Below are 22,655 nucleotides of genomic sequence, written 5' to 3'. Positions count from 1 at the left end.
CGACTTACTGCGGGGCCCTGAGCGGTTCATCGTCCAGGGCCACCGCAATCCGTGACGCCGCGGACATCGAACGCGGGCCGGCGGCCCAAGGGGTTAAAGGCGCGGAGGGGGCCGGCCGGGCCGGAACGGGCCTTCCCGCGAGGGACGGCATCCATGTCCATGGACGCACGCTCGATCAGACAAATCCGACGGACGGGCACCAGATGCGCCGACTGCCTCGCTGCGGGCGGCGGCGGACACTGCCGTCACCCCAAACCGGTCGAAACCGCCATGCAGCGCATCGTCATCGAACCGATTGAAGACGGCTGGCTGCTGCGTCGTCCCTGCGGCCACGCCGAATGGATCGACACCCGCGACTGGGCCGAGCGCGCGGCCGAAAGCGTCGCGCACGAGTTCCATGTGCGGTCCGGCCGCACGACGTGCGCGATGGTCGCGAACGACGACGGCTACGTGGAGTTCGCGCGTTTCGGTTGAGGCGTGCGTGCGGGGCGTTTCCGTCCGGTCGGGTGACGCACTGGGTCAGTCGGGCGCTGTCGCGTCGTTCGCGGGCTGCCAGCCGGTGCCGTGCACGTAGCGGTAGTCGAGTTCGGCTTCGACCACGAAGGCCTGACGCTCCGCCGACCACCGCCACGTCTGCACCTGCAGCGAGTCCACCGCACCGATGCGCAGCACGTTGAACGCGTTCGCCTCGTCGCGTTCGCGCGTCGACGTCGCCGTGCCGGCCTGGATCACGAGCGCGGCGAAGCCTTCGATGCGGTAGCGGTGGGCCGTCGTTCCGATGTTGCTGCGATGCAGATGGCCGGACAGGAACACATCGACTTCGGCCTTGGCGAATTCCACCATCGCCATCGGCGCGCGCCCGAGCAGATCGTCTTCGTCGCCGCCTTCGGGCACGTCGAAGGGGTGGTGCGTGACCACGATGCGCGTTACATGTTCGGGCAGGCCGTGGAAATGCCGCTCGATCTCGCGCACCTGCTCGACGTTGATGCGGCCGCCCTTGAACGTCAGCGAGCGCGCGGTGTTGACGCCGACCACCACGATCTCGTCATCGATGAAGACGGGCATTTCGACGTCGGTGATGTAGCGATGGAAGCGCGTGAGCGGCGACAGGAAGCGGCGTGCAACGTCGTACAGCGGCACGTCGTGATTGCCCGGTACCACGATCTGCGGACCCGGCAGCGTGGCGAGGAAATCGCGCGCCTCTTCGAACTGCGCCTTGCGCGCGCGCTGCGTGAGATCGCCGGACACGACGACGACATCGGGTCTGGCATCGACGATGGCGCGGCGCAACGGCGCGAGCAGCGTCGGCTCCACGCGGCCGAAATGCAGGTCGGAGATGTGGACGACGGTGCGCATCAGCGGTCTCCCGTGGCGGACTCCGGCGGTGCGATCACCCGCAAAGCGCGTGGGCGCACGCGAAAGTGCACCGGCGCGGCGGCCATCGCGACTTCGCCGTCGCGCGCGAGACGCACCTGCGGGTGATGCGCCTGCACGACGAGCTCGGTGGTCGACATCTGGTCGAGTTCGTCGCTTTCCGAGAGGCGACCGAACAACGCCCGCAGCGCCAGCCCGACCAGCGCGAGCGGCGACGCCGTGCGCAGCACGTGCACGCACAGACGTCCGGCGTCCAGGCAGTTGCGCTGCCCGGCGCGCGGCCCTTCGAGCACGTAGGGATTGTTGCCGACGAAAACGAACGGCGTGCGGCAGTGCAAGGTGCGGCCGTCCACCTGCAGTTCCAGCGAGAACGAGCGCGGGTGCCGCAGCACCGACCACGCGGCGCGCGCGAGCGCTGGCCACTTGCCCAGGCCATGCGTGCGCTGCAGCGCCTCGCGCTGCACCACCATCGCCGGATAAAGACCCAGGCTCGCGTTGTTGAGGAACAGCGCGTCGTCGACCTCACCGACGTCCACCGATCGCGCGTGGCCCGCTGCGATGACGGCGGCGGCCTCATCGAGTTCGACCGGCATGCCCAAGTCGCGTGCGAAATGATTGAGCGTGCCGACCGGCAGCACGCCGAGCACCGCATCCTCGCGTTCCAGCAGCTCGCTCGCGACCGCATTGACCGTGCCGTCGCCACCGGCGGCGATCACGGTGCGCGCGCCGCCGTCGAGCGCGGTGCGCACCGTCTTCGCGATCGCGTCGCCCTCGACGCGGTGCACGTCGACCGCGACGCCGTGTGCGGCGAACGCGCGGCGCACCGCGTCGGCGTCGAGATCCTTGCCTGCACGCGCGCCGATGTTGACGATCAGCGGGACAGGGCCGTTGGGGTGAGCATCGATCATGGCGGCGGATGCTGCAGCCGCTGTCGTGCAGGACGCGTGCAGCGGTGGCGGAGCGCGCCGCTGCGGTTCAGCCGGGGTCGGTCGCGACGCCGCGCGTCACGGCGCCACGCTTCCCGTCTGGATGCCTGGCGTGCGGCATCGTCAGGCCGATGCGCGAGACCGATCGACGCCGTCGGTCAGCGCGAACCGGCCGACTGCACCACGCGTGAGCTCAATACCTTGCCGCCCGCATCGAGCGTACGCTCGACGATGTTGCCGGACGCATCGACCACGCGCTGCACCGTCTGGCCCAGCGAGTTCACCGTCGACGACAGCACGCTGCCCGGCTTGAGCGCGTCGGACGCAACGTTGCCCACGGTGCCCACCGTGCGATCGACGACACCACCCGGCTGCACCGCCGTGTTCGCCACATTGCCGACCGTGCCGACGGTGCGGTCGACCACACCGCCCGGACGGATCGCATTGTTCGCCACGCCGCCGACGGTGCCGACCGTCTTGTCGACCGAGTCGAGCAGCTTGGTGAGGATCTGCGGATTGCGATCGATGGTGGTCAGCGTGCGGTCGATGATCGCGGCGACATTGTCCAGGCGCACCTTCAGCAGCGCCTGCGCCTTGACGCCCTTGATCTGCACGTTGACGCGCTCGATGCCGACGTCGGCGCCGGCGTTGAGCTTGAGCAGGTTGGCGAGCTGCGCGTTGAGCGCGATGTGCGCCTGCAGGTTCTGCACGTCGAGCTTGATCTCGTCGACGGAGAGGTTGGGAATGTCGAGCAGCACATCCGGCTCGTCGCTGCTCGAGGAGGCGCGATAACCCGTGGTGCCCGTCGTGCCGACGCGGCTTACCGGCGTGACGCTGCGGTCGACCGGCGTCGCCGTCGTGGCGGACGTGGAGGCGGTCGACTGCTGGGCGAAGGCGAGCGGCGTGGCAGCGAACAGCAGCGCGCACGCGAACGCGCGCGGGAATGGACGGGTCATGGATGCTCCTCGGGAGGTGGTGGCGATGTAGGCATCGCGTCGGATGACGCGGCAAGCGGATCGAGCGGATCGAGCGGATCGAGCAGCGTCGCGCTGATCGTCGTGCGCACGGTGACGTTGCGATAGGTCGCGCCGCCCTGCACCGGCTTGGGCAGGCCCTCGCGTTCGACCTCATGGCGCTGCTGCAGGTTCGGACCGCCTTCGAACGTCACCTGCGCCTGCGGGTCACTGGCGAAGCGGATGCTGTCCATGTGGACGTCCGCAGCGAACTCGATGTCGGGCAACGGTGCGGTGGCGTCGCGCGATGGCGATTCCTGCGCCGCGGCGGGCAGGGCGAACAGCAACAGCAGAGCGATGCGTATCCGGTTCAAGCGCTGCCCGCAGCGGCCGTGGGAGCCGCAATCTAGCAAGCGCGACCGTGCAAGGCGTGTCGACGGGCTCGCCCGCCGTCGCCGCGGCATTGCACCGCGGCTATCCCGTATCTCAGTTGCGGTGTGCGCTTACGGCCACTTCGGCGGATTGGCGGCCCACGCGGCCTGCACTTCGGCGAGCGTCGCGCGCTCGTCGTCCTTCCACTGCGGCAATAGCTGCGCGTACTGCGCGGTGGTCGACCACTGGGTCGGCTCCGTCCGGACGGCGGCGGCGTACCAGCGGATGGCGTCGTCCTTGCGGCCGAGCTTCCAGAGCGCGAGCGCGTAGGTGGTCGGCATCCAGCTGGCGTTGACGCCGCGCGAGCCGATCTCGGCCCATTCGCCCAGCGCGTCCTCGACGGCGCCCGCGCGGAACAGATCCCAGCCGTAGTTCCACTTCACCGGCTTCCACAGGCCGTTGGTGAGGTCGATGCGCGCGAGCGCACGGGCATAGAGGTTGTTGCCGACGTCGGTCTGGCCACCCTGCATCGCGTAGTGCGCGAGCTGCGCGGTTTCCAGCACGGCCTCGGGCTTGCGCTCGACCGTGCGGGTCAGACGGTCGACGGCGGCCGGGGTCTTCTCCTTGAGCTCGAGGACCGGGCGGACGGTGGACGCGTCGGCGTCGAAATAGAACTCGGACAGGCGCGGCAGTTCGACGGACTGCGCGAACGCGGCGGACGAAGCGGCACCAAGGGCGATGGCGAGCAGGGCAGCGGGCAGAAGGGAACGGCGAATCATGGACGGGGGACCTGGCTGGGTTCGGAAGACGTGGCCGCGGAGGCAGCCCGACATCGGGAAGCAATTCTGGTGCCAAACGGCCTGGACCGTACGCGTACGAACGGGGTCTGGCATGTGCCACTGGTAGAATTCGCCCGCTGCCGGCGCGTCGAATCCTTCCGCCGGCCTCCCTTCCCGACGCCACCCCGCGGCCATCCGGCTGCGCCGGAGCCGCCTGCATGACCAGCACCGCCGAACTTTCGTCGCCCGCCTCGGCCGACACGGGCCTGACGCGTTCCGTCGTCGACCCCGACTACACCCTCGACCACAAGTACAGCCGCGTCGACGGGCGCATCTACCTGTCGGGCGTGCAGGCCCTCGTGCGCCTGCCGCTGATGCAGCGCCTGCGCGACCAGGCCGCCGGGCTGAACACCGGCGGCTTCGTGTCCGGCTACCGCGGCTCGCCGCTCGGCGGCTTCGACCTCGAGCTCTGGCGCGCGAAGAAGCACCTCGAAGGCGCGGGCGTGAAGTTCACCCCGGGCCTCAACGAGGACCTGGGCGCGACGATGGTCTGGGGCACGCAGCAGACGGGCCTGTTCCCGGGCTCGAAGGTCGATGGCGTCTACGGCATGTGGTACGGCAAGGGCCCCGGCGTCGACCGCTGCGGCGACGTGTTCAAGCACGCCAACGCCGCCGGCACCGCGAAGCACGGCGGCGTGCTCGCGCTGGCAGCAGATGACCATGCGTGTCGCTCTTCGACCCTGCCGCACGGGTCCGAGCACGAATTCGTCAGTGCGCTGATGCCGGTGCTGAACCCGGCCGGCGTGCAGGACATCCTCGACATGGGCCTCGTGGGCTGGGCGATGAGCCGCTACACGGGCCGCTGGGTCGGCTTCAAGACGATCGCGGAGACGGTGGAGTCGTCCGCCTCGGTCGACGCCAATCCGCTGGCGCTCGACATCGTCATTCCGACCGATTTCGAGATGCCTGACGGCGGGCTCAACATCCGCTGGCCGGACCCGCCGCTGAACCAGGAAATGCGCCTGCACCAGTACGCGGTGAAGGCGGCGCAGGCGTTCTCGCGCGCGAACAAGATCGATCGCGTCGTCATCGATTCGCCCGATGCGCGCCTGGGCATCATCACCACCGGCAAGTCGTATCTCGACGTGCTGCAGGCACTCGAATACCTCGGCCTCGACGAGCGCGCCTGCCGCGATCTCGGCATCCGCGTCTACAAGGTCGGCATGACGTGGCCGCTCGAGCCCGTCGGTCTGCGTGCGTTCGCGCGTGGATTGAGCGACATCCTCGTCGTCGAGGAAAAGCTGTCCTTCATCGAGAGCCAGATGAAGGAGCAGATGTACAACTGGCCGGAGCGCCCGTCGGTCGTCGGCAAGTACGACGAAAGCGGCGAATGGATCCTGCCGTCGACGTCGGAACTGACGCCCGCGCGCATCGCGCGCGTGATCGCGCAGCGGATCCAGCGCTTCCACGACTCCTCGCACATCCGCGACGTGCTCGCGTGGATGGAACAGAAGGAGTCCGAACTCGCACTGCCGCGCGCCGCGTTCCCGCGCGTGCCGCACTACTGCTCGGGCTGTCCGCACAATACGTCGACGGTGGTGCCGGAAGGCAGCCGCGCGATGGCGGGCATCGGCTGCCATTACATGGTCACGTGGATGGATCGGAACACCGACACGTTCACGCACATGGGCGGCGAAGGCGTGACGTGGGCGGGCCAGGCCGCGTTCACCGAAACGCCGCACGTGTTCCAGAACCTCGGCGACGGCACGTATTTCCACAGCGGTTCGCTGGCGATCCGCCAGTCGATCGCCGCCGGCGTCAACATCACCTACAAGATCCTCTACAACGACGCGGTCGCGATGACGGGCGGCCAGCCGGTCGACGGCACGCTGTCGGTGCCGCAGATCGCGCACCAGGTGCGGTCCGAAGGCGTGCAGACGATCGTGCTGCTGTCCGACGACATCGAGAAGTGGAGCGATCACTCCATCTTCCCCGCCGGCGTCGAATTCCTCGACCGCCGCGAACTCGACAACGTCCAGAAGCGCCTGCGCGAGATCAAGGGCGTAACGGTGCTGATCTACGACCAGACCTGCGCGACCGAAAAGCGCCGTCGCCGCAAGCGCGGGAAGATGGTCGACCCGCAGAAGCGCGTCGTCGTGAACTCGCTGGTCTGCGAAGGCTGCGGCGACTGCGGCAAGAAGTCGTTCTGCGTCTCCGTGCTGCCGAAGGAAACCGAGTTCGGTCGCAAGCGCGAGATCGACCAGAGCAACTGCAACAAGGACTTCAGCTGCGTCGAAGGCTTCTGCCCGAGCTTCGTCACCGTCGAAGGCGGCACGCTGCGCAAGAAGAAGGGGTCGAGCGCGAAGGATCGTCTCAACGATCTGCCGATGCCGCAGCTGCCGGCGCTCGACAAGCCGTGGAACATCCTCATCACCGGCGTGGGCGGCACCGGCGTCGTCACGATCGGCGCGCTGCTCGGCATGGCGGGGCACCTCGAAGGCAAGGGTGCGTCGGTGCTCGACCAGACCGGCCTCGCGCAGAAGGGCGGCGCGGTCACCACGCACATCCGCATCGCGAACACGCCCGCCGACATCCATGCCGTGCGCATCGCGGCGGGTGAAGCCGACCTCGTACTCGGCTGCGACATGGTCGTCGTCAACGACTACTGGGCGCTGTCGAAGGTGCGCTCGGGCCGCACGCAGGTCGTGCTCAACAGCTACGAGGCGATGCCCGGCACGTTCACCACGCGTCCCGACATGGACTTCCCGGCCGCCGACATCGTCGACGCCGTGCGTCGCGCGCTCGACGGCGGCGAACCGCACGTGGTCGATGCGACGCAGCTCGCCACTGCGCTACTGGGCGATGCCATCGCGACCAACCTCTTCATGCTCGGCTATGCCTGGCAGCAGGGCCTGGTGCCGGTGTCGTTCGACGCGCTGATGCGCGCGGTCGAGCTCAACGGCGCCGCCATCGAGATGAACAAGACCGCGTTCACGTGGGGCCGCCTAGCCGCGATCGATCCGCAGGCCGTCGCGGAGGCGGCCGGCCTCAAGACGAACCGCCGCACCGCCGCCGAGGCCACGCCGCACGCGCTGCCGATGCTGCCGCCCGCGCAGTGGGAAGGCCACGAGGCCGGCGGCCCGAGCATCCCGCGCGTGATGCCCGACCACGACGACCTGCGCCACGTGCCCTCGCACGCCGACGACAACGTGATCGCGATGCCGCTCGACGACGCGCGTCTGTCGCGTTCGCTGGACGAGGTGATCGCGCGCCGCGTGAAGTTCCTCACCGAGTACCAGAATGCGGCGTACGCGAAGCGCTATGCCGACTTCGTCGCGAAGGTGCGCAGCGCGGAAGAAGCGAAGGCGCCGGGCAGCACGGATCTCGCCGAAGCCGTCGCGCGCTATGCGTTCAAGCTGATGGCCTACAAGGACGAATACGAAGTCGCGCGCTTGTACACCAGCGGCGAGTTCGAGCGTCGCGTGCGCGAGCAGTTCGAAGGCGACTACAAGCTGCGCTTCCACCTCGCGCCGCCGATGCTATCGAAGAAGGACGCGCAGGGTCGCGGCGTCAAGAAGGCCTACGGCCCGTGGGTGTTCACCGCATTCAAGCTGCTCGCGAAGCTGCGCGGCCTGCGCGGCACCGCGTTCGACGTGTTCGGAAAGACCCACGAGCGTCGCATGGAGCGCCAGCTCATCGCCGACTACATGCGCACCCTCGAAGGCCTGCTGGGCAAGCTCGATGCCGGCAACGTCGACCTCGCCGCGCAGATCGCGTCGATCCCGGAACACATCCGCGGCTACGGGCACGTCAAAGAAGCGCACCTCGAGAAGGCCAAGGCACGCGAGGCCGAGCTGCTGCGCGAATGGGACAACCCGCTGCGGCTCGTCCGCGTCGCCTGATCCGCTCGTCTGACGATGTGAAGCCCCGCTCCGGCGGGGCTTTTTTTTGGCGCATGCTCCGCCGGCGCGACCAACCCCGCCGGGCGGACTCGCGCGTTCACCCTCGCACACCGCCTTCCGGGACTCCGCCATGTCGCAGCACCCGTTCCGCACCGTGTTCGTCGCCACCCTTGCCTTCGCCATGACCGCGTGCGCCGCGCCTGCCGAAGGTCGACCCACCACGCTCACGCCGTATCGCAGCGAAGCGCAGTTCGCGAAGGCGCTGGACGGCTGGCATGCGCGCGCGCTGCGCGAGGCCGAGCGACGTCGACGCGACGAGCCAATGCCCGCATTCGCCGTGCCGCCCCCGGCACCGCCGCCGGCGCCGATGGAAGCGCCTTCCGCCACGCCCGCGCAGGCGGCTGACGCGGCGGCGACGGGCGTCGCCGCCAACGAATCCATCACCAACAACCAGGTGCAGGGCGTCGACGAAGGCGACATCGTCAAGCGCGCGGGCGACGTGCTCGTCGTACTGCGACGCGGCCGCCTCTTCACCGTGCGCGTCGGCGGCGACCAGCTCGAGCCCGTCGCCAGCGCGGACGCATTCGGCCCGGACGTCGACCCGTCCGGCACCTGGTACGACGAGTTGCTCGTCAGCACCGACACCGTCGCGGTGATCGGCTACAGCTATGCGCGCGGCGGCACGGAGGTCGGCCTGTTCGATCTCGCGCGCGACGGCACGCTGCGTTATCGCGCCACCTACCAGCTGCGCAGCAGCGACTACTACTCGTCACGCAACTATGCGAGCCGCCTCGTCGGTCGCAAGCTCGTGTTCTATTCGCCGAGCGATCTGAGTCCGTGGACCGACTGGCGCGCCGCGATGCCGGCCTATCGCCGCTGGATGCGCAACGCCACGCCCGACAGCTTCCACCGCATGCTGCCGGCCACGCGCATCTACCGTGGGCTGGACGAACTGGGTGACGACATCGCGTTGCACACGGTGTCGGTCTGCGATCTCGGCAAGGCCGAACTCGACTGCGAAGCGACCGCGGTGCTCGGCGGCTCGGGCGGCACGTTCTACGTATCGGAAGATGCCGTCTACGTCTGGACTACCGGGGAGCGCAACGAACGCGGCACGCCGTCGGCAAGCGTGCTGCGTATGCCGCTCGACGGTGGCGCGCCGTCGATGCTGCGCGCCTGGGGCAGCCCGACCGACCAGATGGCCTTCCTGCAGAAGGACGGCTGGCTCAACGTGCTGGTCGCCCGCGACGCCGACGGCGACCGCATGTGGCGCAGCGAATACGGCGGCCGGGACCTCGCGCTGATGCGCGTGCCGCTGACGGCGTTCGGTGGCCTCGATGCCAAGGCCTCGCGCACCGACTTCCGCCTGCTGCCCGGCACGTCCGCCTACACCCCGCACCAGCGCTTCATCGGCGACTGGCTCATCTACGGCGACGGGGTGTGGGGCAATCGCCAGCAGGAGGTGCACGTGCTGCGGTACGCCGCGACGTCACCGGTGCAGACGATGAAGCTGGTGCATCGCCTCGAACGCATCGACGCGCTCGGCGGCGACGGCATTCTCGTCGGCAGCGACGACGGCGACCTAGTGTTCACGGGCCTGCGCCTGCGCGGCGACACGGCGGCGCTCGAAGGCGGTTACCGCCGGCACGACGCCGAACAGGGCGACGACCGCACGCATGGCTTCTTCTATCGCCCGCAGGATGCCGACAGCGGTGTGCTCGGCCTGCCGATCGTGCGCACTGGCGCGCGTGCCAGTGCGTCGGTGCTGTATCTGCGCAACCGAGCGCTGTCGCTGTCGCCCCTGGGCACGCTGGACTCGCACACCGGCAGCCTTGATGACGCCTGCCGCGCCAGCTGCGTCGACTGGTACGGCAATGCGCGACCGATCTTCCTCGGCGATCGCGTATTCGCGCTGCTCGGCTACGAACTGGTCGAAGGCCATGTCGATGACGCGGCGATCCGCGAACGCCGCCGCGTCGACTTCGCACCGCGCGTGACGGTCGCGACGGCCACGCCGACCGTCGCGCAATAAGGCCTCAGTAACCCGCGAGCGTCGGTGCGGTCTCGACCGTCACCGCGGGTGCGCTGGGCGGCGCCGTATCAATGGACGTTCCCGCCACGGTCGGCGCCGGCGTCATCGTGGCGTCCGCCGTTTCCACCATCACCGGTGCGCCCGACGCGCCACGCTCGAGCCCGGTCCACGGATCGACCGGCACGCGCACGCCCGGATACAGCACCGCCTCGCTCGCATTGGTTTCGTCGGCAACGATCACGCGCCCGCCCTTCTCGGTGATCGAGAACAGCTGCTGCGCGAACGCGAGCGGCAGGCGCACGCAGCCGTGCGAGGCGGGATAGCCGGGAATGTGGCCCGCGTGCAGTGCGACGCCGTCCCAGGTCAGGCGCTGCATGAAGGGCATCGGCGCATTGTCGTACTTGTTCGAGTGATGCATCCGATCCTTCTCGAGGATCTCGTACATCCCCGGTGGCGTTTCGTGGCCTTCGCGACCGCTGCTGATCGTCGAACGCGCGATCCGAACATCGCCGCGATACACGTGCACCATCTGCGCCGGCAGCGACACCACGATCGTCACCGGACCCGTCGCGGTCGCCGCGTCCGGCGACCACTCGAACGTACCCGGTCGCAGCGCGACCTCGTCGCTCGAGGGGATCGCCGCGTCCACGGTCGCGGCCGGTGACGGCGCAGTGACGTTCGCGGCGAGCGCCGGCAATGCGCCGAACGCGATGGCGATCGAAAGCAGGGTGCGCGAAGCGCGGCGGCAGAGGATTTCGGCGGGCGTTTTCATGGAAGCCACGCTATCGAGCGCTCGATCAGCGTCGTTTTGATGATCCCCGCTGCTCGCTTAATACCGCGTCGAAATCGGGACGTTTTTTGAAGCTTTTCTTGATGCGACGTGCAGCTCGCCGCACGTCGGCTGAACGTGTTCGTCGTATCCGCTGTCGACGTGGTTCGAGACACACGTTCGACACGCGTGCATGCTCCACTGCATCCACCCCTCGACGGAGCATCGCGATGACGACGTGGCCCGGCTGGTCGAACGACAACACCCTGCTGCTCCCGCTCGCCGATGCGCCGCCTACGAAGGGCTTCGACTTCGACGGCCGCCACTTCGACGCGAAGAAGGAGCTGCACGTCACGCTCGTGGGCCGCGCATTGGGCGCGGAGCTGCGACGCGCGTTCGGCGAACGCCTCGATGTCGCCACGCGTCCCGCGTTCGAAGCACTCGACTGGTCCTGCGAACGCACCGGCCAGCATCGCCTGATCGAACGCGCCGACACCGGCGGCGACGGCGAGCGCGGCACGGTCGCCAGCGTCATCGAACTGGTCCACCTGCCCGCACTCGACTGGTACTACCGCTGGCTCGGCGACCTGGTCGGGCGCCAGCTCGCCGTGCCGCCCGCCCATGTGACGCTGTACACGCATGGCAAGACGCGCGGCATCGGCATTCCGACCGCGCGCAGCCTGCGCGCGTGGTCGCGCGGGGCTGTACCGATTCCCGCGTGAGCGCGCGCGCCGTCTCAGCCGCAGGCAAGTCTCAGAAGCTGCGACGCCACTGCGGCCCACTACCGCCCTCACGAGTACGGGGCGAACGATGGCGACGACGGGGCGCGAACTGGCGCGGCAGGACGGTAACGGGCGCATCGACCTCGAGGACGACGCGCCCGCCCAGGCACTGACGCGTCGCCCGCGCGCGCTGCGCAAGGGCGACGGCGCCGGGCTGACGCAGGCGCTCGCGCAGCGCTATGGCGACCGCATCGCCGGGCACTTCACCGTGCCGGGGCGCGAAGGACGTTACGTCGACTTGCCGTTCGACCTGCCCGCGGCACTGGTCGGCGCGCTGAAGTCGCGCGGCATCGATCGCCTGTATTCGCACCAGGCCGAGGCGTGGGACGCGACGCGACGCGGCGAGCACGTCGTCGTGGTGACGCCGACCGCCTCGGGTAAATCGCTCTGCTACACGTTGCCCGTCGTCACCGCGGCCATGCAGCGCGGCGCGAAGGCGCTCTACCTCTTCCCGACCAAGGCGCTCGCGCAGGACCAGGTCGCCGAGTTGCTGGATCTTTCCCGCGCCGGCGACCTCGGCCTCAAGGCGTTCACCTTCGACGGCGACACCCCCGGCGATGCGCGCCAGGCGATCCGCCTGCACGGCGACATCGTCGTCAGCAATCCCGACATGCTCCACCAGGGCATCCTGCCGCACCACACCAAGTGGGCGCAGTTCTTCGAGAACCTCGAATACGTCGTCATCGACGAGGTGCACACCTATCGCGGCGTGTTCGGCTCGCACGTCACGAATGTCCTGCGCCGGCTCAAGCGCATCTGCGCGTTCTACGGCTCGAACCCGAAGTTCATCCTGTGCAGCGCGACGATCGGCAATCCGAAACAGCACGCCGAGGCGCTGATCGAGACTGGCGTCACCGCCATCACCGAATCCGGCGCGCCGACCGGCGACAAGCACGTGCTGCTGTGGAATCCGCCGGTGGTGAACCCGGACCTCGGCCTGCGCGCATCGGCGCGCTCGCAGAGCAACCGCATCGCGCGCATCGCGATCAAGTCCGGCCTGAAGACCTTGGTGTTTGCGCAGACGCGGCTGATGGTCGAGGTGCTGACCAAATACCTGAAAGACGTGTTCGACCACGACCCGCGCAAGCCGCCACGCATCCGCGCCTACCGCGGCGGCTACCTGCCGACGGAGCGTCGCGAGGTCGAGCGGTCGATGCGCGCCGGCAACGTCGACGGCATCGTCAGCACGTCGGCGCTGGAACTCGGCGTCGACATCGGCTCGCTCGATGTCGTGATTCTCAACGGCTATCCGGGCAGCGTCGCCGGCACATGGCAGCGCTTCGGCCGCGCGGGCCGGCGTCAGCAGCAGTCGCTCGGCGTGCTGGTCGCGAACTCGCAGCCGCTCGACCAGTACGTCGTGCGCCATCCCGAATTCTTCATCGACGCGACGCCCGAGCACGCGCGGATCGCGCCGGACCAGCCGCTGATCCTGTTCGACCACATCCGCTGCGCCGCCTTCGAGCTGCCGTTCGTGGCCGACGAACGCTTCGGCCCGATCGAACCGGAGCTGTATCTCGAGGCGCTCGCCGAAACCGACGTCGTGCATCGCGAGGGTGACCGCTGGGAGTGGATCGCGGACAGCTATCCGGCCAACGCGGTGTCGCTGCGCAGCGTCGCCGACGGCAACTTCGTCGTGGTCGACCGCACCGATGGGCGCCAGCAGATCATCGCGGAGGTCGACTACTCGGCCGCCGCGCTCACGCTGTACGAAGGCGCGATCCACATGGTGCAGTCGACGCCGTACCAGGTGGAGCGCTTGGACTGGGAAGGCCGCAAGGCCTACGTCACCCGCACGTTCGTCGACTACTACACCGACTCGATCGACTACACCAAGCTCAAGGTGCTTGCCGAGTTCGACCGCACGACGGCGGGCGACGGCAGCGCGCACCACGGCGAGGTGCATGTGGTGCGGCGCGTCGCCGGCTACAAGAAGATCCGCTACTACACGCACGAGAACATCGGCTACGGGCCGGTGAACCTGCCCGACCAGGAACTTCACACCACCGCGGCGTGGTGGCAGCTGCCGCAACCGCAGCTTCTCGCCTGGTTCGCGTCGCGGCAGGACGCGCTCGACGGTTTCCTCGGCGCCGGTTACGCCCTGCATGTGGTCGCGACGCTGGCGGTGATGGCGGATGCACGCGACCTGCAGAAGGCGGTCGGCAACGGCGACGGCGCGTGGTTCGCGACCGCCGATACGAACGGTCGCGGCCAGGTGCGCGGCGCGGAAGGCAATGAACTCGCGCCGTTCGAGCTGCAGCAGTTCGTGCCGACGATCTACCTCTACGACAACTTTCCCGGCGGCGTGGGGCTGAGCGAGCCGCTCTGGACGCGACAGCGCGAACTGGTCGAGCGCGCGTCCGAACTGGTCGAACGCTGCGACTGCCGGGCGGGCTGCCCCGCCTGCGTCGGCCCGGTGCTGGCGGCCGATGAGGAACGCGATGCGTCGACCTCACCGAAAGCGTTGGCGCGTCGCGTGCTGACCCTGCTCGCGCAGACATCGGCTGCGACCGCGCCCGCCGATGCGCCACGCGCGCTGTAGCGCGACGCATGACGCTGACCCTGGACAAGCTGCGTGCACTGAAACGCCAGGCGGGGGCGACGGACACACCCGCCTCGCCTGCATCGTCGGTCCCGTCCTCGCTGCGCGAGCCGCTGCCCGCGACGGCCACGGCGCCGGTCGCACCCTGGGATGCGGTGCTGCATCAGGACGCGACATCGCGCATCGCCGCGAACGACCCCGCGCCACATGCAGCGCCATCGCTCGAGGTCGACAACGCACCGCGCCTGTCGCCGAAGGCCGCCGAGGTCGACGCACTGCGCCGCCTGCTCGGCCTGCGCGAACGCGCGCCACTGCTGCGTCCACGCGCACGCAATGTCGACCGCACGCTGCCCGGCATCGAGATCGACGCCGGTCTGTGGCTGATCGAATCGCAGGTCACGCACGCGAAGCCCGAAGCGCCGTTGCCGCTCGCGTTCGCGCGCCGCGATGGCCACGTCGATGCGGACCACCTGCTGTTCTTCGACACCGAAACCACCGGCCTCGCCGGCGGCACCGGCACGCGCGCCTTCATGATCGGCGCGGCCGACTGGTTCGACGGCGCCTTGCGCGTGCGTCAGCTGCTGATCGCGAACATGGCCGCGGAGGCGGCGATGCTGCGCACGTTCGCGTCATGGCTGACGCCGACGACGGTGCTCGCCAGCTACAACGGGCGCAGTTACGACGCGCCGCTGCTGCGCACGCGTTATCGGCTGGCGCGACAGAAGGACCCGCTGCACGGTCTCGATCATCTCGATCTGCTGCATCCGTCGCGCCGCCGTTGGCGCGGGCGCTGGGAAAACTGCCGGCTCGCGACCATCGAACGCGAAGCGCTGCGCATCCTGCGCGAGGACGATCTGCCGGGTTCGCAGGCACCCGCCGCATGGCTCACCTACCTCCGCGGCGGCGCGTCGAGCAACCTGCGCCGCGTCGCCGAGCACAACCGCCAGGACGTGGCGACGCTCGCGCAACTGCTGCTGCGCCTCTGCGACGACACAACGGAATTCGATACACCGTCTTGACGTGCACGCAACGTCGCACAACGGAGCCTGACCGCGTCGCTTTGAAGTCGGGAGACGCCGACATGCCGTTCAATCTTTCGCCGCGCGCGGAGTGGGTCCGCCTGAGCGTGCCGGTCGCGGTCCTGCTGGGTTCGGTCGCTGCCTGCAGCGTGATGCAGCCGGCGGATGCGGGCGTCGCCCACGTGTGTCGCCCGGGCAATGCCGATGCATGGATCGGCCGCGCCGCGAGTGCCGCCATCGTCGACGAAGCGCGCGTGGCCAGCGGCAGCCGCAGCACGCGGCTGGTAATGCCCGACCGGGAACCCGACGACGGCCCGCGCGCCGATCGCCTCAATCTCTACGTCGATAACGGTGCACTGATCACGCGCACGCAGTGCGGCTGAACGTCCGCGGGCGCGTTGACGCGGCGTTCTGCCGGAAGCCGGCAGTCTGGACCGCGTTTTCGACTGCCGGAGTTCGCATGAATCGCTTCGTCCGCATGGCCCCGCTGCTGTCGCTCGCCGTCATCCTTGCCGCCTGCACTTCCACGCCGACCGCGCCGCCCATGTCCGATCCGTTACCGCCGAACGCCGCCGCGCAGTGCCATGCTGACGCCGCGCAGTCGTACGTCGGCCAGCCGGCCACGCCGCAGAACGTCGAGGCCGCCCGCTTGCGGGCCGGCGCGCAGGTGGTGCGCGTGCTGAAGCCTGGCCAGATGGTCACGATGGAATACAGCGCGGTGCGGCTGAACGTGCGTGTCGATGGCGCGAACGTGATCCTCGCCATCACCTGCGGCTGAGTCCGCTACACCGGGGGCGCCGCACCCTGCTGGGTGACCGGCGCCTGCGGTGAGCGGGCGCGCGTGCGCGTCGCCCGTCTCGGCGCCTGTTCGGCACCCGCACGCGTGCGGCGCCGCGTGGTGCGCAGCGCCTTCTTCGCCGCACGCGATTCGGCCGCGGCACGACGGCGCGCATCACGCAGGAAGCGCAGGGCGGCGAGTTCCCAGCTTCGACCACTGCGCGCGCCCTCGGTGAACTGCCGAAGTCGCCCGCTACGCCAACCTTCGAACACGGCCGGGTCGACGTAGGCCTTGCGGCACACCGCCGGCGTATTGCCGAGCACGTCCGCCACCTCGGTGAGCACCTGCTTCTCGATCGATGCCAGAGCGCGCTCGCTCGCGTCCTCGGGCACGTCGATGGCTTCGAATTTCTCGATCGCCGCGAGCGTGCCGCCCCAGGTGCGGAAGTCCTTCGCTGTGAACGCTTCGCCCAGCGCATCGCGCAGGTAGTCGTTGACCTGCGCGGAGCCCACGGGCTGCGTCGCGCCGTCGTCGTCGAGGTACTGGAACAGCGACTGCCCCGGCAGCTGCTGGCAGTGCTTGACCAGTTTCACCAGATTCGCGTCGTCGAGCACGATCTCGTGCTCCAGGCCGGACTTACCTCGAAACGCGAACTTCGCGCGCCCGCCGCGGAGGAAGCCGACATGCCGGTTGCGCAGCGTGGTCAGCCCGAACGACCGGTTGCTGCGCGCGTAGCTGTCGTTGCCCACGCGGATCAGCGTACGCGCCATCACCGACACCACGATCGCGAGCACCTTGTCGCGCGGAAAGCCGGGCAGCTTCAGATCCTTCGACAGGCGACGCCGCAGCTTGGGCAGCGCCTCGCCGAACGCGATGATGCGTTCGAACTTGCCGTCGCCGCGCACCGCCGCCCAGTCCGCGTGGTAGCGGTACTGCTTGCGGCCTTTTGCATCGCGCCCGGTCGCCTGCAGGTGGCCATCGGGATCGGTGCAAATCCACACGTCGGTGTAGGCGGGCGGAATCGCGAGCGCACGAATGCGCGCGAGCGTGGCCTCATCGCTGATCGTCTTGCCGTCGATGTCGACGTAGCTGAAGCCGTCGCCCTTCTTGCGGCGACGGATGCCGGGTTCGGCATCGCTGACGTAGACCAGTCCGGCCTCGCGCGCGGCGCGCGCGCTTTCGGGTGTGGGCGCAGGAACACTCATGACGACCGAGCATCGGCACGCCCTCGTCAAGGACGCGCCAACCGGTCGCGATCGTTCAGGCGGCGGCGGGTTCCGCGGCCGCCGCGTGGCGGCGCGCATGCCGCAGCGCGATCAGCCAGGCGACGCTGAGCACGGTCGCCGCGAGGAAGAACGCGGCGCCCGGCAGATGCACCGGCGCGCGCTTGCCGATGAAGAAGCCGAACGTGCCCGCATAGGTCATCGGTGCAACGATGCCGATCAGGCTGACCAGGCTCATGATCGCGCCCTGCAGGCGACCCTGTACGTCCGCGCCCACTTCGCGCGTCATCAGCGCCTGCGCCGCCGGTTGCGACACCGCCCACAACGCACTGATCGGCAGGCCGAGATAGAACAGCCACGGCTTTGCCGCTGCACCGTAGATGGCGAAACCGATGACACCGCAGGCGAGGCCAATGGTCATCGCACGCTGCTCGCCGAAGCGCTTGATCATGCGACCGACCAGCAGCGCGTTGACGATCACGCTGAGCACGCCCACCACCGCGAGCACGTAGCTCACGCCGGCCGGGCCCCAGCCGTAGCGCACGTCGCCGTACAGCACGAAGGTGCTCTGGTAGACGTAGTGCGTGGACGCCGCCAGCAGCATGATCACGATGAGGTCGGTGATCTGCGGATAGCGGCGCACGAGCGCCAGCGACGCGAACGGACGCAGCTGCGACCAGTCGAAACGCGCGGCGCGCTTTTCCGGCGCCAGCGACTCCGGCAGCACGAACGCGCCGTAGGTGAAGTTGCACAGTGCGAGGATCGCCGCGCCCCAGAACGGATAGCGCAGGTTGATGCCGCCCAGCACGCCACCGATCAGCGGACCGATGATGAAGCCCAAGCCGAACGCCGCGCCGATCATGCCGAACGCCTTGCCGCGCTGGTCCGCCGGCGTGATGTCGGCGATGTAGGCGTTCGCGGTGGTGAAGCTCGCCGAGGTGATCGCAGAAATGATGCGGCCGACCATCAGCCACGCCAGCGTCGGCGCCAGCGCCATGAAGATGAAGTCCAGCCCGAGGCCCAGGCACGAAATCAGGATGACCGGGCGACGCCCGAAGCGATCCGACAGCGCGCCCTGCACCGGCGACGACAGGAACTGCACGGCCGCGAAGACCATGCCGAAGATGCCGACCCAGTAGGCCGCGTGTTCGGTGTCGCCGCCATTGAGCTGCTGCACCAGGTGCGGCAGCACGGGAATGATCAGACCGAACGACAGCACGTCGATCAGCACGGTGACGAAGATGAAGGCGAGCGCGGCGCGGCGCGCGGGCGACGGTTGGGCGTCCACGGCAGTTCGAGTCGAAAAGGTCGGTGCAGTCTAGCGCCGGGACACGACGCCCGCGCTACGCGCCGAGGACGGCCGGATTGAGGTGCCAGACCGCCCAGTTCAGCGCGGACGCGAACGTCACCCAGGCTAGGTAAGGCAGCAGCAGGGCACCGGAGAGGGGCCGCACACGCCAGAGGCCGACGGCCGTCGCGACGATCAGGCACCACAGCACCAGGATGTCGACGAAGGCGAGTGCGCCGCGGTGCCACGCGAAGAAGAGCCAGCTCCACAGCGCATTGGCGACCAGTTGCACGACGTACAACCCGAGCACGCGACGCGATGCGCCGTGTCGCCACGCCCACCACACCGCCACGCCCATCAGCGCGTACAGCAGCGTCCAAACGGGCCCGAACAGGCCGGACGGCGGTGCCCATGACGGGCGCACGAGCGCCGCATAGAACGGCGCGGCATCCACCGATGCCGCCGCGCCCGCCGCTGCCGCGACGAAGGTCACCGCCATCCATGCCACGAAGCCCGCGACCGGATGCATCCTGATCGTGTTCGACATCGCCTCTCCCCGTTCTGATGATGTTCTGCGCCGCGGGCGTGACGCGCGCCCGCTCGGCGCCTCAGTCCCGCACCGCTTTCGGCGTCGCCGCCGCCACCGTTCCCGGCGGAGACGGCAGGTCCTGCGCACTCGGCCCCTGCAGCTCCGGCCGCTCGCGCCAGTTGCGCGGCAGGCGGTTGTGGATCTTCGTCGCGGCGATCGCGGCATGCCCGACCGCGACCGCGATCTGGTTCAGCGCACTCACCACGTCGCCGACCGCGTAAATACCGTCGACGCTGGTCTGCTGGTCCTCGCCGACGACGATCTCGCCGCAGTCGTCGAGTTCGAGATCGAGCTGCACGGCGAGATCGTTGTTCGGTGTGCTGCCCAGCGTCGGATACAGCGTGTCGAAGGCTTCGTCCTTGCCGTCGGCGAAACGCACCACGCTCTTGCCGTCGTCGAACGCGAGTTTCGCCGGCATCGGATGCACCGGAATGCCGGCGCGGCGTGCCTGCTCGAGGCAGTCGTCGGACGCGGGCTCCTCGTTGCTGGCGACCACGGTCACATCGTCGGAGAACGTGCGCAGGAACAGCGCGTGGCTGATCGTCGAATCGACCGGCCCGTACACGGCGACGCGGCAGTCGCTGGCTTCGTAGCCGTCGCAGACCGGACACAGACGCACCGCGCCAGACGCGATCGCGTTTTCCAGATCGTCCAGCGGCGGCATCACGTCGACGATGCCGGTCGCCAGGATCACGTAGGTCGCGCGCCAGCGGCGGCCATCCGCGGCGACGGCTTCGAACGCGTCGCCGTCGCGACGCAGCTGCGCGATGCAGCCGTCCTCGATCGTCGCGCCGTAGCCGACGGCCTGCTCGCGCTGCTGCGCCAGCAGCGTGGTGCCGGCGACGCCGCGTGGAAACCCGGGGCAGTTGTGGCTGGTCGGAATCCAGCGCGCACGGCTCTTGCCGGCGTCGACGACGAGGATGCGCCGGTGATAGCGCACCAGATACGTCGCGGCCGTCAGGCCGCCCGGCCCGGCGCCGATGATCAGGCAGTCGAGAACGTCGTCGGCGTCGCTCATGCGCTCTCGAGCAGGCGCAGGCCGAAGCGGCTCGCGGGTGCATTCCATCGACGCACCACGCGCAGGCCTGCGCGCCGTGCCAGATCGTCGAAGTACGCGTCGGTGTATTTGTGCGAGATCTCGACGGCGATGGCTTCGTCCGCGTCGAATGCGAATGCGTGCCCGGCCACGTGCACGACCTGCGCGCGCCGGCTGACGATCGACGTCTCGATGCGGCTGTTGCGCGCCGACCACACCGCACGATGCGCGAACGCGTCGAGATGGAAGTCGGCGTCGAGCTCACGGTTGAGTCGCGCGAGCAGGTTGAGGGTGAACTCGGCGGTGACGCCGGCGGCGTCGTTGTACGCGGCCTCCATGTCGGCGACGTCCTTGACCAGGTCGAGGCCGATCAGCGCCGCGCCGTCGTCGCCCATGGTCTCGCGCATGGCGCGCAGCAGGTCGAGCGACTGCACATCATCGAAATTGCCCAACGTGGAACCCGGGAAGAACACGAGTGACCGCGCGGCCGGCATCAGCGACGGCGGCACCGGCACCGGCTGGGTGAAGTCGGCGCAGACGGGCAGCATCTGCACATCGGGAAACGCCTGCGCGAGGCGCTGCGTCGACGCCAGCAGCATCTCGCGCGAGATCTCGACCGGCGTGTACGCCACCGGCGAATCGAGACCCGCGAGCAGCAGCTGCGTCTTGCGCCCGCTGCCGCTGCCATATTCCACGACGTGCGCATCGCCGCCGACCGCATCGCGGACCTGCGGCATCACGTCCTGCAGCAGCGCAATCTCGACGCGCGTGAGGTCGTACTCGGGTTGGCGCGTGATCGCCTCGAACAGCTCCGAACCGCGCGCGTCGTAGAAGTATTTCGACGACAGCGTCTTCGGCGTCGACGCCAGGCCGGCGAGCACGTCGCCGCGCAGGTCGTCGGGCGTGGGGCAGAGGTCGAGCAGCGTCGGCGTCAACGTCGCGCGCTGGAGGCGGGTGTCGAGCAGGTTCATGCGGGATCCTTCGCGAGGCGCAGGCCGCTGAACTGCCAGCGCGCATGCGGCGGGAAGAAGTTGCGGTACGCGGCGCGCAGGTGGTCGCGCGGGCTGGCGCAGCTGCCACCGCGCAGCACCTGCTGGCCCACCATGAACTTGCCGTTGTACTCGCCCAGTGCGCCGTCCCACGGGCGGAAGCCGGGATACGGCAGGAATGACGACGACGTCCATTCCCAGACGTCGCCGAACAACTGGCGCAGGCCATCGCGTGCGTCGCCCACGGGGTGCAGCCGTCCTGATTCGACGAAGTTGCCGTCGACCTCTCGCTGCTGCGCCGCGCGCTCCCATTCGAATTCGGTCGGCAGCCGCGCGCCCGCCCAGCGCGCGAACGCGTCGGCCTCGTAGTAGCTGAGCTGTGACACGGGCGCGTTGTCGTCGATCGCGCGCACGCCGGCGAGTCCGAATTGCGTCTCGTCGTTGATCCAGTACAGCGGGCGCTGCCAGTCCTCGGCCTGTACGCGCGCCCAGCCCTCGCTCAGCCACAGGGTCGGCGTCCCATAGCCGCCGTCGCGGATGAAGTCGCGGAACTCGCCGCAGGTGACGGGCCGCGTCGCCAGTGCGTACGCGCCCAGAAGCGCACGATGCCGCGGCGACTCGAGATCGAACGCGAAGTCGGGATCCTCGGGCCAGCGCGGCCGGCCGATGTCGACGACCGCTTCGTCGAACGTCACCCAGTCGAACGGGCCGGCAGTGGCGTGCGACGCCGGGAGGTCGTCGCGATACGCCGGTCGCAGTGGATTACAGGACAGCGCGTGCAGGATGTCGGTGAGCAGCAGTTCCTGATGCTGCTGCTCGTGGTGCAGGCCGAGTTCGATGCGTCGACGCAGCGCGACGTCGAATTCGTCGCGCGCGAATGCGTCGGCGACGCGGGCATCGATCCGTGCGCGGTAGTCGAGCACCTGCGCCAGCGACGGCCGCGACAGCACGCCGCGCATCGGTCGCGCATGCTGCGGGCCGACGCTCTGGTAGTAGCTGTTGAACAGGACCTGCCACGCCTCGTCGACCAGCCGATACCCCGGCAGCGTCGCCAGCACGAAGGTCTCGAAGAACCAGGTGGTGTGCGCGAGATGCCACTTGGTCGGACTCGCATCGGGCATCGACTGCACCATGGCGTCCTCGGCGGACACCGGCGCGGCGAGCTCGATGCTGCGTTCCCGCACCGCGCTGTACCGCGCCGCCAATGCATCGGCGGTGCAGGCTTCGGCCTGCCGGAGGGCAGGCGACAGGTCGGTGGACGTGGGCATCCCGAAAGCCTACGAAGCGACCGCGACGGCCAAGTGA

The 22,655-nt window shown here is 69.1% G+C and carries 18 protein-coding genes and 2 pseudogenes; 8 read left to right on the top strand and 12 right to left on the bottom strand.

Going from position 1 to position 22,655, the window contains the following annotated elements:
- Positions 1-270 precede the first annotated feature (270 nt).
- The gene (locus tag DWG18_RS14090; protein WP_115647773.1) at positions 271-474 is read left to right on the top strand and encodes a hypothetical protein; all 204 of its coding nucleotides are present in this window, start codon (positions 271-273) and stop codon (positions 472-474) included.
- Between the two features lie 45 nt (positions 475-519).
- Here DWG18_RS14090 and DWG18_RS14085 read toward each other — a convergent pair whose 3' ends face one another.
- The 5 genes from DWG18_RS14085 to DWG18_RS14065 form a co-directional block, all read right to left on the bottom strand.
- Complete coding sequence (locus tag DWG18_RS14085) at positions 520-1,356, bottom strand: metallophosphoesterase family protein (RefSeq protein ID WP_115647772.1); 837 nt, start codon at positions 1,354-1,356, stop codon at positions 520-522.
- Complete coding sequence (locus DWG18_RS14080; RefSeq protein WP_115647771.1) at positions 1,356-2,282, bottom strand: diacylglycerol kinase family protein; 927 nt, start codon at positions 2,280-2,282, stop codon at positions 1,356-1,358. The genes DWG18_RS14085 and DWG18_RS14080 overlap by 1 nt, the downstream gene beginning before the upstream one ends.
- Before the next feature lie 176 nt (positions 2,283-2,458).
- Positions 2,459-3,256 carry a hypothetical protein gene (locus tag DWG18_RS14075; protein WP_205289365.1) on the bottom strand — a complete coding sequence of 266 codons (798 nt, stop codon included), beginning with the start codon at positions 3,254-3,256 and terminating at the stop codon, positions 2,459-2,461.
- Positions 3,253-3,627, bottom strand: a complete 375-nt coding sequence (locus DWG18_RS14070; RefSeq protein WP_162823868.1) for a hypothetical protein — start codon at positions 3,625-3,627, stop codon at positions 3,253-3,255. The genes DWG18_RS14075 and DWG18_RS14070 overlap by 4 nt, the downstream gene beginning before the upstream one ends.
- Before the next feature lie 129 nt (positions 3,628-3,756).
- Positions 3,757-4,404, bottom strand: coding sequence for a tetratricopeptide repeat protein (locus DWG18_RS14065; protein ID WP_115647769.1), 648 nt, complete (start codon positions 4,402-4,404; stop codon positions 3,757-3,759).
- A 218-nt stretch (positions 4,405-4,622) separates the two neighbouring features.
- Between DWG18_RS14065 and DWG18_RS14060 the strand changes: the two genes are divergently transcribed.
- Together DWG18_RS14060 and DWG18_RS14055 are read left to right on the top strand one after the other, a co-directional pair.
- Positions 4,623-8,306, top strand: coding sequence for an indolepyruvate ferredoxin oxidoreductase family protein (locus DWG18_RS14060; protein ID WP_115647768.1), 3,684 nt, complete (start codon positions 4,623-4,625; stop codon positions 8,304-8,306).
- 130 nt (positions 8,307-8,436) lie between these two features.
- Positions 8,437-10,338 (top strand): beta-propeller domain-containing protein, encoded by a 1,902-nt coding sequence (locus DWG18_RS14055; RefSeq protein WP_115647767.1) that lies wholly within the window; start codon positions 8,437-8,439, stop codon positions 10,336-10,338.
- A 4-nt stretch (positions 10,339-10,342) separates the two neighbouring features.
- Here the strand turns inward: DWG18_RS14055 and DWG18_RS14050 are convergent, their stop codons facing one another.
- Positions 10,343-11,110: a L,D-transpeptidase family protein gene (locus tag DWG18_RS14050; RefSeq protein ID WP_115647766.1), complete on the bottom strand. Its 768-nt coding sequence runs from the start codon at positions 11,108-11,110 to the stop codon at positions 10,343-10,345.
- A 227-nt stretch (positions 11,111-11,337) separates the two neighbouring features.
- Here DWG18_RS14050 and DWG18_RS14045 point away from each other — a divergent pair, with 227 nt between their 5' ends.
- The 5 genes and pseudogenes from DWG18_RS14045 to DWG18_RS15615 form a co-directional block, all read left to right on the top strand.
- Positions 11,338-11,829 (top strand): hypothetical protein, encoded by a 492-nt coding sequence (locus DWG18_RS14045; protein ID WP_115647765.1) that lies wholly within the window; start codon positions 11,338-11,340, stop codon positions 11,827-11,829.
- Positions 11,830-11,998: 169 nt separating this feature from the next.
- A pseudogene (locus tag DWG18_RS14040) lies at positions 11,999-14,377 on the top strand (DEAD/DEAH box helicase); the annotation flags it as partial.
- 59 nt (positions 14,378-14,436) lie between these two features.
- Entirely contained in the window at positions 14,437-15,447 is a 1,011-nt protein-coding gene (locus tag DWG18_RS14035) for a ribonuclease H-like domain-containing protein (protein WP_115647763.1), read from the top strand.
- Between the two features lie 62 nt (positions 15,448-15,509).
- On the top strand, positions 15,510-15,830 hold the full coding sequence (locus tag DWG18_RS14030; RefSeq protein ID WP_115647762.1) for a hypothetical protein: 321 nt from the start codon (positions 15,510-15,512) through the stop codon (positions 15,828-15,830).
- A gap of 209 nt (positions 15,831-16,039) precedes the next feature.
- Positions 16,040-16,225: pseudogene (locus tag DWG18_RS15615) on the top strand (I78 family peptidase inhibitor); the annotation flags it as partial.
- Between the two features lie 5 nt (positions 16,226-16,230).
- Here DWG18_RS15615 and DWG18_RS14020 read toward each other — a convergent pair.
- From DWG18_RS14020 to egtB, 6 genes are all read right to left on the bottom strand, one after another.
- Positions 16,231-17,430: a DNA topoisomerase IB gene (locus DWG18_RS14020; protein ID WP_115647761.1), complete on the bottom strand. Its 1,200-nt coding sequence runs from the start codon at positions 17,428-17,430 to the stop codon at positions 16,231-16,233.
- Positions 17,431-17,485: 55 nt separating this feature from the next.
- Positions 17,486-18,736, bottom strand: a complete 1,251-nt coding sequence (locus DWG18_RS14015) for a TCR/Tet family MFS transporter (protein WP_115647760.1) — start codon at positions 18,734-18,736, stop codon at positions 17,486-17,488.
- 55 nt (positions 18,737-18,791) lie between these two features.
- Positions 18,792-19,283: a TspO/MBR family protein gene (locus DWG18_RS14010; protein ID WP_240318541.1), complete on the bottom strand. Its 492-nt coding sequence runs from the start codon at positions 19,281-19,283 to the stop codon at positions 18,792-18,794.
- 61 nt (positions 19,284-19,344) lie between these two features.
- The gene (locus DWG18_RS14005) at positions 19,345-20,343 is read right to left on the bottom strand and encodes an NAD(P)/FAD-dependent oxidoreductase (protein ID WP_115647759.1); all 999 of its coding nucleotides are present in this window, start codon (positions 20,341-20,343) and stop codon (positions 19,345-19,347) included.
- Positions 20,340-21,332, bottom strand: coding sequence for an L-histidine N(alpha)-methyltransferase (gene egtD, locus DWG18_RS14000; RefSeq protein ID WP_115647758.1), 993 nt, complete (start codon positions 21,330-21,332; stop codon positions 20,340-20,342). Before egtD ends, DWG18_RS14005 begins: the two co-directional genes overlap by 4 nt.
- On the bottom strand, positions 21,329-22,618 hold the full coding sequence (gene egtB, locus DWG18_RS13995) for an ergothioneine biosynthesis protein EgtB (RefSeq protein ID WP_115647757.1): 1,290 nt from the start codon (positions 22,616-22,618) through the stop codon (positions 21,329-21,331). Before egtB ends, egtD begins: the two co-directional genes overlap by 4 nt.
- Positions 22,619-22,655: the final 37 nt, after the last annotated feature.

Origin of the sequence: Lysobacter sp. TY2-98 (assembly GCF_003367355.1) — a bacterium.
Classification (GTDB): Bacteria; Pseudomonadota; Gammaproteobacteria; order Xanthomonadales; family Xanthomonadaceae; genus Cognatilysobacter.
This window is presented reverse-complemented; position numbering and strand designations above follow the sequence as displayed.